10 protein-coding genes and 1 riboswitch are annotated in these 12401 nt (G+C 71.9%); of the genes, 2 read left to right on the top strand and 8 right to left on the bottom strand.

What is annotated here, in order from left to right:
- Positions 1–3: 3 nt before the first annotated feature.
- Complete coding sequence (locus QOZ86_RS01650; protein WP_284490198.1) at positions 4–1218, top strand: HNH endonuclease signature motif containing protein; 1215 nt, start codon at positions 4–6, stop codon at positions 1216–1218.
- A gap of 11 nt (positions 1219–1229) precedes the next feature.
- Here the strand turns inward: QOZ86_RS01650 and QOZ86_RS01645 are convergent, their stop codons facing one another.
- The 7 genes from QOZ86_RS01645 to QOZ86_RS01615 form a co-directional block, all read right to left on the bottom strand.
- Positions 1230–1661, bottom strand: a complete 432-nt coding sequence (locus tag QOZ86_RS01645; protein ID WP_284490340.1) for a PIN domain-containing protein — start codon at positions 1659–1661, stop codon at positions 1230–1232.
- 33 nt (positions 1662–1694) lie between these two features.
- Complete coding sequence (locus QOZ86_RS01640; protein WP_284490197.1) at positions 1695–2543, bottom strand: hypothetical protein; 849 nt, start codon at positions 2541–2543, stop codon at positions 1695–1697.
- Between the two features lie 67 nt (positions 2544–2610).
- Entirely contained in the window at positions 2611–3903 is a 1293-nt protein-coding gene (locus tag QOZ86_RS01635; protein WP_284490196.1) for a restriction endonuclease subunit S, read from the bottom strand.
- Positions 3900–6668: a type I restriction endonuclease subunit R gene (locus tag QOZ86_RS01630; protein ID WP_284490195.1), complete on the bottom strand. Its 2769-nt coding sequence runs from the start codon at positions 6666–6668 to the stop codon at positions 3900–3902. Before QOZ86_RS01630 ends, QOZ86_RS01635 begins: the two co-directional genes overlap by 4 nt.
- A gap of 78 nt (positions 6669–6746) precedes the next feature.
- A complete protein-coding gene (locus QOZ86_RS01625) occupies positions 6747–7082 on the bottom strand; it encodes a YnfA family protein (RefSeq protein ID WP_284490194.1) in 336 nt (111 codons plus the stop codon).
- Positions 7079–7978, bottom strand: a complete 900-nt coding sequence (locus QOZ86_RS01620; protein WP_284490193.1) for an alpha/beta fold hydrolase — start codon at positions 7976–7978, stop codon at positions 7079–7081. The genes QOZ86_RS01625 and QOZ86_RS01620 overlap by 4 nt, the downstream gene beginning before the upstream one ends.
- A gap of 43 nt (positions 7979–8021) precedes the next feature.
- The gene (locus QOZ86_RS01615; RefSeq protein WP_284490192.1) at positions 8022–9281 is read right to left on the bottom strand and encodes a DUF3152 domain-containing protein; all 1260 of its coding nucleotides are present in this window, start codon (positions 9279–9281) and stop codon (positions 8022–8024) included.
- 221 nt (positions 9282–9502) lie between these two features.
- Between QOZ86_RS01615 and QOZ86_RS01610 the strand changes: the two genes are divergently transcribed.
- Positions 9503–11251, top strand: a complete 1749-nt coding sequence (locus tag QOZ86_RS01610) for a DEAD/DEAH box helicase (protein ID WP_284490191.1) — start codon at positions 9503–9505, stop codon at positions 11249–11251.
- Between the two features lie 9 nt (positions 11252–11260).
- On the opposite strand, the gene QOZ86_RS01605 is transcribed toward QOZ86_RS01610, so the two are convergent.
- A complete protein-coding gene (locus QOZ86_RS01605; RefSeq protein ID WP_284490190.1) occupies positions 11261–12271 on the bottom strand; it encodes an alcohol dehydrogenase catalytic domain-containing protein in 1011 nt (336 codons plus the stop codon).
- A riboswitch (TPP riboswitch) is annotated at positions 12263–12371 on the bottom strand. Its footprint overlaps the gene before it by 9 nt.
- Positions 12372–12401: the final 30 nt, after the last annotated feature.

Here is a 12401-nt window from a genome sequence, read left to right as displayed (position 1 = left end):
GCGGTGTCCGAGCTGCTGTCCGCCCTCGACGAGCTGGCCGCCGTCGACCTCTCCGAGCTCTCCGAGGACGGCCTGCTCGACCTCGTCGGCAGCCTGGTCACCGCGAGCAACCGGATGGCTGCCGCGCTCACCTCGGCGGTCCGCGCGGCCGACCGCCGGGAGGCGTACCGCCGCGACGGCGCGGCATCGATGAAGGCTTGGCTGCGCGGCAGCTGCCGGATGGCTCCCGACCAGGCGACGGCGACGGTATCGACGGGGCGGCGGCTCGAGCAGCTGCCCGAGACGGCCGCGGCCTTCGCCGCCGGTGAGATCAGCGCGGCGCACGCCCGGGTCATCACGCGGGCCATGACGCCCGGCCGGATCGCCAAGGCGGCGGAGGCCGGGATCGACCTCGGCGAGACCGACGGCATCCTGGCCGACCTCGCACGGGCCACGGCGCCGAACGAGACGGCCCGCGGGGTGGCTCAGTGGGTCGCCGGGGTGGACCCCGACGGGACGTTGGACGACGCTGCTGACACCCGCCGTCGCTTCACCATGGCGTCGGGCCTCGACGGGCGCGTTCACCTGCGCGGCGACCTGGATGCGGCCGGGGGCGAGTACCTGCACAGCGCGCTCGCCGCGCTGATGAACGGTGACCGGCCGGCCGGTGACCGCCGCAGCCACGCGGAGCGGCAGGCCGACGCGCTGGTCGCGCTCGCGCGGGGTGCTCTGGACGGCGGCTCGCTGCCCGACGTCCGCGGCGAACGCCCGCACGTGCGCGTGACCATCGACTGGATGGCGCTGTGCGCCGAGCGCGGCGCTCCGGGAATCGCCGGCGGTTCGCTCGGCTGGGCCGGTCCGATCAACCCCGAGACGGCGCGCCGGCTGGCCTGCGACGCGAGCGTCGTCCGGATCATCACCGGCCCCGACGGACTCCCACTGGACGTCGGTCGTGCCCAGCGCTCGTCGAGTGTGGCGATCAGGCGAGCCCTCGAGATCCGTGACGGCCACTGCATCTTCGCCGGCTGCGACGCCCCGCCGGAGTGGTGCGACTACCACCACGTCGTGCACTGGGCCCACGGCGGGCCGACGAGCTGCGACAACGGGGCGCTGCTCTGCGAACGACACCATACGTGCTGTCACGAAGGCGGGTTCACGATCCGGCGGGATCCCGGCACCGGCCGCTGGCACACCTACCGGCCGGACGGCACCGAGATCCTCAGCCGCGCCGGTCCCTGACCAGGGCGGCGTCAGCCGCCGTTGTCTTCATCAGCGACCTGAGCCTGCTCCAGAAGAACAAGGCCTGGGACATCCCGAAAGATCCCGTCGTTCGAGAGCAACGGCAGACCAGTGTGGATCGCCGTTGCGGCAATCCACCGGTCGCCAGTGTGGTCCTTGGCGTGCAGCGGGTGTCCGATGCGCTTGCAGTTGGCGTACACCTGAGCACACGTGTCGGCGAGTGCGTCATCGACTGGCACCGTGGCCGTGCGGTTCAGCTGGTCGATGGCGGCCCGAGCCCGAGCCGGGCCCATTCCCGCGTCGAGCAGACCACCAATGACCTCGGCTCGGGTCTGCTCCGAGATCACGATGGTTCGTCCGGTCAGGAGCGTTCTCCAGCGCGCGACGGAGGGATGAGCCTTCCTTCCGGGCATGAACAGCGGGCTCCAGACGTCGGTGTCCAGGACGACGCCACTCGCGGCAGGAACGCTGATCGCTCAGCCCTCGAGTGCAGCCATGAACGCTGCGAACTCGTCGTCCGTGAGATCGCCGCCGTCGGGATCGGGGCCCGGACGGGAGAGAATCGCGTGCCAATCCGTCCGTGCATCAGCGGTCCACTCCTGCGGCAGGACGAACGGCTCGAGCGCCGCGGAGTCGAGGCCACGGAACTCGCCCATCGCGCTGCGGATCGGGTGACCCGTGGCGGACACCTTCTGGTCGACGAGCTTGGCCGCGCCGTGCGGATCGACGACCCTCTGCAGCGGGACCCGGTTGCCGACGTCGTCCCGCAGCCTGAACCGCCCTGACGCGAGGTCGACGGCCTCCAGCAGCCCGACCATCGTGGCCTCTTCATCCGCCACGCGCCTGCTGCGTGTCCACGGCGCCCGGTCGACCGACGCCGGCCGGAATGTCATCGGTTGTTCGGCACCACGCGCGAGCGCGACCTCGTCGGCCCGGCTCAGGCCATCGAGCAACCGGACAGCACTTTCGTCGATCAACGGGGTCGTCCAGTCGGGTTTCCGGTCCGAGCCAAGCGCATAGACGACGTCCCAGAAGAGGTCGGCCGTGCGCTGCTCCAAACCATCGTCGATGGGGAGGACGTCGGGCTGCCCGTAAGCAATCAACAGTCGGGTGCTTCCTTCTACCACCCCGGTGAGCCTCAGCCGCGCCACGTTCTCAACGGCGGCATGGCTCCGTCCGGGGCGCTCCTCGTCGGCGGCGAGGCGCCCGACTCTCAGGGCCAGCTCCTGCAGGGGACTGGTGATAGCCACCAGGTCGGCGAGGGCGATCTCCCCGTCGGGGGTCGGCAGGCCGGACAGCTTCAACTCCAGATCGTTGGGCTTCACGGCACTCACCTCCTGCGATTAATCGGGGACGATGCTCCCACGGCGGTCGGACTCGCCTGACGCGGATTCACGCCCCGGCGGCTACCAGCTCCTCGACGATCTCGGTGTCCGCGTTGCGCCCCGTCAGCCGGCCGGAGAACGCTGCCTCCAGGATGGCTCGACGCATCGCGGCTGCATGGGTGCGCTCCCGCTCGATCGCAGCGCGAAGACGCTCGGCGGCCGACGCCTGCTCAGCGACGTGGGCCAGTAGGCGCGAGCGCAGCTCGGCTGGCCCGAGCGGGATGGGCAGCTTGCGAATTCCGGCCAAGCCCAACCGCTGACGCCCGACGCCGTGCATCCGGTTGGCCGCCCAGGTCTTGAGTTCCCGCGACGTGCATGCCCACACGACCCACTCGGGTTGGATGCCGTCGTCCAGGCGAACTCGGATGCAGTCCGCCTTCACAATGGCTGGCCCGCCCAAGTCTGGCACGACAGCGGCTCTCGGCGCGTCGTCGCCGAGGGAGGCAACCACAACATCTCCCTGCCGGACGCCATGCCCCGCTAGTTCCTCATAGCGCTCCAGGCTGATGAAGGCATCAGCCTGTCGAAAGACCCCGTTCCCGATGTTCTGGAGCCGCACGACCCGGGCGCCGTCATCTGCGTAGTGTCGACTGGCGAGCTTCGAGCCAAAGGGACCATCCACGATCGCCCGGGGCGTGGTCGCCAAGTCCTCCAGCGCGACGACGGGCCACCGCTCCGTCCGCGCGCGAGTGGAGTAGACGTCGCGCACCACCGCCTGCATCCAGGCCTCGGAGCGACGTTCGGCCGCAGACAAGAGGGACGTTCCCGCGTCGAGTCGGGAAAGGTGGTCCTCCAGCAGGTCGACGATGCGCCGCTGCTCACTGACGCCTGGCACGGGGATCAACAGCGCCTGGATCCGAGATTTCGGTATCTGAGGCAGCACTGACCCGTCGACCAGAGTCCGCAGGTCCAGACGCTCCAGCCAAGCGCGCAGAAAGCGCGGTTCCAGGGCTTCCCCAGGCACGATCGCCATGGTGTTGAGGTCAACGGCGCCGGGGGCGGTGACCAATCGCTTCTTGTTGGTGAGTACTGCTCCACCCACCTTGGGGAACACGCTGCTGCCCACCGGAATCTCTTCGAGACCCAGGGTCGCCAACTCGTCGGGCGCAACATATGTGCGCGCCAGCTTCAACTCCGACGCATGAGCGTTCATGTCGCCGACCTTGTAGAACGGCACCGTACGGTCGTCGCGTGGTCGGTCGGCCAGCCACGCCTCCAGCTTGCTCGGAGTGCGTCCGGCCCGGACCGCCGCGACGTCCTGGAGACGGCGGACCGGCCAAGGGTATGCAGTCTGTGTCACGCGGTTAGCTCGCGATTGAGCTCAGCCAGGTAGATGCCGGCCTTGTCGCCGAGGTCGCGGATCAGGCCGTCCACGCCGCCCTGCTCCGTGAAGGGCACGTTGTCCAGGTCGTCCTCCGTGATGCCTGCCGACGCGGCGATCACGTCGGCCATGCGGTCCAGCCACCAACGCTGGCGCTCGGTGAAGGCCGCCCCGGCCTGCTCCTGCTGCGTCAGCCACGCCCGGTACCGCTCGGTCACCTTCGCGGCGAAGGGCTCGAGCCGGTCGTCGGCCCCGAGAGTGAACCGCACGAGCGACACCAGATCCGTCACCGCGTGCCGGTCGGCGTGGGTGACCTTGCTGACCTCGATGGCCTCGTACGCCCGCCAGATCAGGTCCGGCGTCCAGTTGTGCGGCGGCCGCTTGATCCGCTCCGCCAGCTCCCGCAGCTCCGCGAACGTGACGCTCTTGTCCTCGGGCTGCGAGTACAGCAGCTCCAGCGCGGTGATCTCGCTGCGGTGCTCCTCCAGGTACTGCTTCCACGAGGTCACCACCGAGCGCGCCTTCTCGGTGTCCACGACGCCGCCGGCGTCCAGCAGCACATCCGGGCTGACGTCGTCGATCAGCTGATCGTGCTGGCGCCGCAGCTCCTTGATCCGCTCCCGCAGCTCCGGCCGCGCGGCCAGCGGCTCCAGCGCCTCGTCGAGCAAGTCATGCACGGCAGCAGCCGGGTCCCCGGGACGGGCGGCGACCGCCTTCGCCTGCTCGTCGGGATCGACGGCCCGCACCAGGCCCTGCACGATCGCCCGCATCGACCCGCCGGCCACCTCGTCGAGCTCTGCGCGCTCCGCCGGGCTCAGGTCCAGCTCCAGCTTCGCCAGCCGCGAGGCCAGCGTCGCCGTCCCGTCCTCGTCGAGCTCGTACATGCCCGCCTTGTCGAGCAGCCGGCTCAGCGAGGCCGACTTCTTCCGCTCCAGCGGCGTGGCATCGACGTGCGGGTGCTCGGTGACGCCGACGGCGTCCACCAGCACGAACCGGTCCTTCGCCGTCGCGTCCGGCGTCACCAGCTGGAAGTCGGTGGATGAGATGGTCCGCGAGCCGCGGCCCTTCATCTGCTCGAAGTAGGACGCCGAGCGCACGTCGCGCATGAAGAACACGCACTCCAGCGGCCGGACGTCGGTGCCGGTCGCGATCATGTCCACGGTCACCGCCACGCGCAGCGTGGGCGACGTCCGGAACGCCTTGAGCGCCCCCTTCGGGTCCTGGGCGTTGTAGGTGATCTTCGCGGCGAAGTCGTTGCCCTGCCCGAACACCTCCCGGACCGTCGTCACGACTTCCTCGGCGTGGTTGTCGTCCTTGCAGAAGATCAGCGTCTTCGGCACGGTCGACCGGCCCGGGAAGATCTCGGTGAACAGCCGGTCCCGGAAGGTCTCCAGCACCAGGCGGATCTGGTTCTTCGACGTCACCGCCCGATCCAGCTGACCGGGCGTGTAGACGACGTCCTCGTCCAGGGACTCGTACCGCTGCACGCGGGTCCGGCGGTCGACCTTCGGGACAACGGTGCCCGCCTCGATCGTCGCTCCGGCGTCGGAGATCTGCGTCTTGATCCGATAGACGTCGAAGTCGACGTTCACGTTGTCCGCGACGGATTCCGCGTACGTGTACTCCGAGACCAGGTTCTGCTGGAAGAACCCGAACGTCTGCTTCACCGGCGTCGCGGTGAGCCCGACGACGTGCGCGTCGAAGTACTCGAGCACTCCGCGCCACACCCCGTAGATCGACCGGTGCGCCTCGTCGACGACCACCAGGTCGAACGACTCCGGCGGCATCTGGGGGTTGTACGAGACGTCGACCGGCGCATCGGGGACGTAGCCGTCCACACCCGGGTCGTCGACGTCCTCGACCGTGCGTCCCTGCAACGCCGCGTAGACGCGCTGGATCGTCGAGATCACCACCGACGACGAGTCCAGCATCCCAGCGCTGGTCAGCGCGTTGACGTTGTAGATCTCGGTCAGCCGCCGCCCGTCGTCCGGCGTGGCGTAGTTCTGGAACTCCGCGAGGGTCTGCGAGCCGAGGTTGTTCCGGTCGACCAGGAAGAGGATCCGGCGGAAACCGCCATGCTTGAGCAGCCGGTAGCAGGTGGTCACGGCGGTGTAGGTCTTGCCGGCGCCGGTCGCCATCTGCACCAGCGACCGGCTGTACCGCTGCTCGGCCAGCGACCGCTCGACCCCCTCGATGGCCGTGATCTGTGCCGGCCGCAGCCCCTCGGTGATCAGCGGCGGCATCGTGCGGACCTTCGCCCGCCAGGTGGCCGCGGTCGCGTCGGTCTCTGCCTCGCGGATCGTGCGGGCCAGCGTCTCGGGCCGGGGGAACGTGAACAGCCGCCGGGCCCGCGGCACCGGGTCGTAGCCGTTCGTGACATGGACCTCGGAGCCGGAGGCCTCGAAGACGAACGGCAACCGGTCGTCGAGCGTGAGCGCGCGCAGCCGCACCGCCGGGGGGAGGCCGCTTGCGTAGCGCGCCGACTGCCACTCGACGCCGGACAGCGTCGTCCCCTCCGGCTTGGCCTCGATGACCCCGACCGCACGCTTGTCGATGTAGAGCAGGTAGTCCGCCCGTCCGTGCCCCTGCGCCATGACGGCCTCGCGGACAGCGACGCCCGGCAGGCTCAGATTGGCCTGGGCCCGGTCCTGCACCGCCCAGCCGGCAGTGCGCAGCTGACGGTCGATCAGCACGCGCGCCCGCTGCTCGGCGGTCAGCTGGGGCACGTCCCCCGTCTTCGTCATGGTCCTCGGAACGATAAGAGCTGATGCGTCTCGCAACCAATGCGGCACCCCGTACGAGCGGGAGTCGTCCGCCGTTCGCTACGCGCCGCGCGGGGCGTACATGATCACCGCGACGCCGACGAGGCAGATCAGCGCGCCCGCGACGTCGAAGCGGTCGGGCCGGAATCCGTCGACCACCATGCCCCAGGCCAGCGACCCGGCCACGAAGACGCCGCCGTACGCGGCGAGGATCCGGCCGAAGTTCGCGTCGGGCTGCAGCGTGGCCACGAAGCCGTACAAGCCGAGCGCGATCACCCCCGCCCCGATCCAGGCCCAGCCGCGGTGCTCGCGGACGCCCTGCCACACCAGCCAGGCACCCCCGATCTCGGCCAGCGCCGCCAGCGCGAAGAGCACCAGGGAGCGGACGACGGTCACTGCTCCACCGCGTCGAGACCCTGCGACCTCTCCTCGACTCCGTCGAGACCCTGCGACCTCTCCTCGACTCCGTCGATGAAGCGGCGCAGCGTCTCCAGGAACACGTCGGGCTGCTCGGAGTGCACCCAGTGCCCGGCGTTCTTGACCTTCACCAGTCGCGTGGAGGGGAACAGCGCGTCCATGTGCGGCCGGTCCTCGGGGAGCACGTAGTGGGAGTTCGCCCCGGCGATCCACAGAACCGGCCCGTCGAACACCGCGTCCGGCGGAGGGTCGGGGAAGCCGCGCAGCTCCCCGAGGTCGCGCTCGAGCAGCTCCAGGTTCAGCCGCCACCGCCAGCCGTCGCCCGACTCCTCCCGGCTCAGGCTCTGCAGCAGGAAGCTGCGCACCATCCGGCTAGGGACGGCGGCGCGCAGGGCGGCGTCGGCGTCGGAGCGGGACTCCAGCGCACCCAGGTCGATCGCCCGCATTGCGGCGATGAAGGCGGCGAACGGGGAGGCCTCCTCGTCGGGGTCCCTGGTCCGGCCGCCCTGGAGCGGGTACTCGACCGGGGCGACGTCGACGACGACCAGCGAGCGCAGCAGCTCGGGCCGGCGCAGCGCCAGCTGCATCGCGACCTTGCCGCCCATCGAGTGGCCGACGAGCGTGGCCGGTTCCCCGAAGGACTCCAGCTCCGCGGCGACCAGCTCCGCCATGTCCACGTAGTCGACCCGCTCGGTCCACGGGGAGTGGCCGTGGTTGGGCAGGTCGAGCAGCGTCACCCGGTGGTCGTCGGCCAGGCCCTTGGCGATCGTCGTCCAGTTCTTCCCCTGGCCGAACAGGCCGTGCACGAAGACGACGCGCGGGCCGGCCTCACCCAGCGTCCGGGCGTGCAGGGTTTTTTCGGCGTTCTCCGTCACCGGGCGATTCCACCAGAGGGCACGGTGCCGTGCCGCCTCGCAGTCAGTCCAGCACGACCTCGGTCTCGCCGGTGCCGTCGTCCAGCGTGATGTGGCCCTGCTGGAACTCGACCCGGCTCCCGCCCTCGACGGCCTGGACGCCGCTGGTCGGGTAGCCCAGCGGCCCCAGCTCCCAGCCCGTCTCGGCCCACGCCGTGCGGATCGGGCCGTAGACCTCGTGCGCCCCCGTGGCCGCGGTCCAGTAGATCGAGGCGCCACCGGGCCGCGAGAAGTGGTTGAACCGCCCCTGCCCGTCCGGCGTACCCAACTCACCGGTCACCGGATAACCCAGCGGCCCCAGCTCCCAGCCCGTCTCCGCCCACCGCCCCCGGATAGCCCCGTAGACCTCGTGCGCCCCCGTGGCCGCGGTCCAGTAGATCGAGGCGCCACCGGGCCGCGAGAAGTGGTTGAACCGCCCCTGCCCGTCCGGCGTACCCAACTCACCGGTCACCGGATAACCCAGCGGCCCCAGCTCCCAGCCCGTCTCCGCCCACCGCCCCCGGATAGCCCCGTAGACCTCGTGCGCCCCCGTGGCCGCGGTCCAGTAGATCGAGGCACCACCCGGCCGGCTGTAGTGCTGGTACCGGCCCACCTGGTCGGGGGCCATGTGCTCCCACGTCACCGGCACGCCCAGCAGGCCGCTCCCCTGACCGAGCGCGCGATACCGCGCCTCGACCGCCGACCAGGCGACCGAGACGCCCATGCGCGACCCCGCCAGCTCCCGCTCGGCGATGACCGGCCACACGTTGGCCTGGCAGCCCTGCAGCGAGATCGACTGCTGCTGCATCACCCAGGCGGTCCGGCCTGCGGTCGGGCAATCGGTGTGCGGGATGCCGATCCAGTGCCCGACCTCGTGCTGGATCACGTACCGCTGGTAGAGCGCCAGACCGTGCGGCCAGGCGCTCGTCCCGAACCGCCAGCGCTGGTCGTTGATGAAGACCGAGCGCCCCACCCGGCAGCTCCACTGGGCGCTGCACCCCGGGGACGCGGCCGCGATCACCGACGGCGAGGCGAGGACGAGGTCGAAGTCGCTGCCCGAGGCCACCTGCTGGAACCCCAGCGTCCCGCCGAGGCTCCAGCCGCGGGGGTCGGTGAGCGCTTCGCGGGCGACGTCCGCGAAGTGGCCGAGGTCGCCGACGACCGCCCCCCGGGTGGAGACCGTGTAGGTCACCGTCCGCTCCGCGGCAGAGGCGCCGGCGGGGTGCAGGACCACCGCCGCCAGAGCGACCAGCACGGCGAGGAGGAGACGCGGGACTCTGGCCATGAGGTCCTCCGGCGCGGGCAGCGACCCACGCATCCGGTCGAGGTCGGCCGGCGGACGGCGGGGACCGATCGCACCGGCTGCTGTCGCCGACCGGTCTACCGCATCGCGACCGCCCGGTGGCATGTCCATCGCGTGACGATCCGCCGACGGCACGCTCGCCTCCTGCCCGGAGCCGTCGCTCCCGGCCTCTACCGTGCCGGGGGATCGACGAGGGGATGCAGATGCCAGGACGACGCCGGAACGCGAGCAGCCGCCGCAGCACGGGCAGCAGCACGCGCACCCGCCGGGCGACGGCGGCGACGACGCGGAAGGCGGCCCCGCGGAAGCCGGCACCGAGGAAGGCCGCCGCCGAGCCGCCCACCGCAGGGCCGGGGGAGCGGGTGTGGGTGCTCGCCGTGCCGTTCCGCGCGCCGGCGCCCGGCGCCGTCTGGCACCCGGAACTGCAGGCCCACGTGTGGGTGGGCCGCGAGCTGCCGCCGGAGCTGGCGCCCTACGACCCGCCGCCGTACACCCTGGAGCGTTTTCTAGAGGACGAGCTGAACGAGCAGCCCCGGCCGATCGCCCCGGCCCGGTCGCTCACCCCGCGCGAGCAGCAGTGCGACGGCGCCGACGTGATCGCCGCGCACGCGGCGGCCGGTGGCCGGGTGTTCCTGCTCGGTGACGACCCCGGCGTCGGCAAGACGGGCACCGCGATCCTCGCGGTGAAGGCCGTCGCGGAGCAGCGGGACGTCCGCACCGTCCTGGTGATCGCCGACCGGCCCGCCGCCATCACCATCGCGCACTGGACCCGCTCGATCGCCGGCTTCGGCGACGGTGGCCTGCGCTGGTGCGTGACCACCTGGGACCGGCTGGGGAAGGTGGCGAAGCTCCGCTTCGACGTCGTCGTCGCCGACGAGGCGCACATGGTGCGGCACACGACGACCCAGCGCTGGAAGCACTGGAAGGCCGTCTCGGGCGCCGCCCGGGTGAAGGGGACGCCGTACGTCCTCGCCGCCACGGCGACCCCGGCGCACACCCCGCTCGAACTGCCCTACCTGGCGCCGGAGTTCGCCGCCCGGCACGGTGAGTCGATCCGGGAGTGGGCCGACCTGCCGGCGGCGCTGGCCCGGCACACGTTCCACGTGGAACGTGGCCGCTACGGCTGGCAGTGGACCGAGGACGCCGACGAGCGCCGGGCCGACCTGGCCCGGCTGCAGACCTGGCTGGCGCAGGCCGACCCGCCGGCCACCCTGCACCGCCCCGCACCCTGGGGGCCGGTCTCGGTGACCGGCACCCCCGTGGTGCTGACCCCCGCCGAGCGCGCGCAGTACGAGGCCGAATGGTCGGAGTTCCGCGCCGAGATGCAGCTGGCCCGGCGCGGCCGGCAGACCGCCCGTGGCCGGGCCGCGCTGCTGCGGTTCCGGCAGAAGGCCGGGCTGATCCGGGTGCAGGCCACCGTCGAATGGATCAGGGCCCAGGTGGAGGCCGAGCGCCAGGTGGCGGTGTCGGTGGAGTTCGTCGAGACGGCGGCCGATCCGATCCGCGAGGCGCTGCTCGACGCGGGCATCCCGGTCGCCGGCATCTACGGCCGCGACCGGTTCGACGTCGAGGCCGAGCGGCTGCGCTTCCAGCGGGGGGAGGCGGCGGTCTGCGTGTTCACGGTGACCGCGTCGATCAGCCTGCACGCCGGCGAGCTGCTGCCCGACGGCCGGGCGGCGTCGGAGGCGCCCCGGGTGGGCCTGTTCCACCAGCCGCGGTTCTCCGGCATCCAGGCCCGGCAGGTCACCGGCCGCACCCACCGCGACGGGCGCAGCTCGCCCTGGCGGGTCGCGTTCGCCGCCGACACCGTGGAGGAGCAGGTGGCCCGCGTCATGGTGGAACGGCTGGCAGTGAGCGGCTCGACCGCCGGTGCCGACACCGCCTCGCTGCAGGAGATCGCCGAGCTGCTCGAGGCCGACTGGCTGCCCGCCACCGCTCTCACCGAGGGCTGAAGTCGTCGGTCACGGGCGGAGCACCGCACGCCCCAGCACCCGCCCGGCGCGCAGATCCTCGAGCGCCCGAGGCGCCTCCTCCAGTGGGTGCTCGGTGATCGGCGTGCGCAGCCGGCCGCGGGCGGCCAGGTCGAGCGCCGCCACCAGCTCCGAGCGCCGGTTGCCGACCGACGTGACGATCCGTTGCTCCGGGACGACGAGGGAGAGCGGGGAGACCTCCACGGTGTCGAAGCTGTAGCCGACGTAGACCAGCGTTCCGCGCTTGCCGAGGGAGGCGAGCGCGGCGGCACCGGTCTCCCGGCTGCCGACCAGCTCGAAGACGACGTCGGCGCCCACCCCGTCGGTGGCCGCGCGAACGCCCGCGGCGACGTCCCCCGTGCCGTCCACCGTGACCTCCGCCCCGAGCTCGCGCGCCAGGGCCAGTCGCTCCGGGTTCCGGGCGACGGCGATCGGGCGCGCCCCGGCCTCACGGAGCACCTGCACCATGGCCAGGCCGACGCCCCCGGTCCCGTAGACGACCGCCGCGTCCCCCGGCCGGACCCCCGCCACGTCGACGGCGTGCAGCGCCGTGGTGGCGCTGCAGCACAGGGTGGCGGCGACCGGCAGGTCGACCTCTTCGGGGACCGGCACGACGGCCGATGCCGGCACGGCGATCCGGTCGGCGAAGCCGCCGTCGGTGACGAAGGCGAGGAAGCCGAGCGGCTGGTCACACAGGTGGTCGTTCCCGGCCCGGCACGGACGGCACCGGTGGCAGGCGTGCAGGTAGTGCACCGCGACGCGGTCACCCGCGGCCACCCCCGCCACCTCCGCGCCGACCTCGGCGACGACCCCGGCCACCTCGTGCCCCAGCGTGATGGGGGTGCGGGCCGGGGTCAGCAGCCCGTCGAGGAAGTGGAGTTCGGTGCCACAGATGCCGGCCGCGGCGACGTCGATCAGCACGTCCCCGGGCCCGGGCCGCGGCTCGTCGACCTCCTCGACCGCGACCGGCCGGCCTTGCCCGTGGAAACGGACTGCACGCATCGATTGCCTCCCTACGCCGGCATGACCCGGACAGGTTCGAACGGTCGGCGGCCGCAGCCGTCCTCTCAGCCCACTGCGATGGGCTCCCGCGGTACGGGAGAACGGTAGCGGTGTACCACCGTCCCGGCCC

The sequence above is a fragment of the Blastococcus capsensis genome (genome assembly GCF_030165005.1).
Lineage (GTDB): Bacteria > Actinomycetota > Actinomycetes > Mycobacteriales > Geodermatophilaceae > Blastococcus > Blastococcus capsensis.
This window is presented reverse-complemented; position numbering and strand designations above follow the sequence as displayed.

Coding starts and splice junctions, on each gene's coding strand:
- QOZ86_RS01630 (WP_284490195.1), bottom strand. CDS start 6,668: ATGACGAAGACGGGGGACGTGCCCCAGCTGACCGCCGAGCAGCGGGCG.
- QOZ86_RS01615 (WP_284490192.1), bottom strand. CDS start 9,281: ATGGCCAGAGTCCCGCGTCTCCTCCTCGCCGTGCTGGTCGCTCTGGCG.
- QOZ86_RS01610 (WP_284490191.1), top strand. CDS start 9,503: ATGCCAGGACGACGCCGGAACGCGAGCAGCCGCCGCAGCACGGGCAGC.
- QOZ86_RS01605 (WP_284490190.1), bottom strand. CDS start 12,271: ATGCGTGCAGTCCGTTTCCACGGGCAAGGCCGGCCGGTCGCGGTCGAG.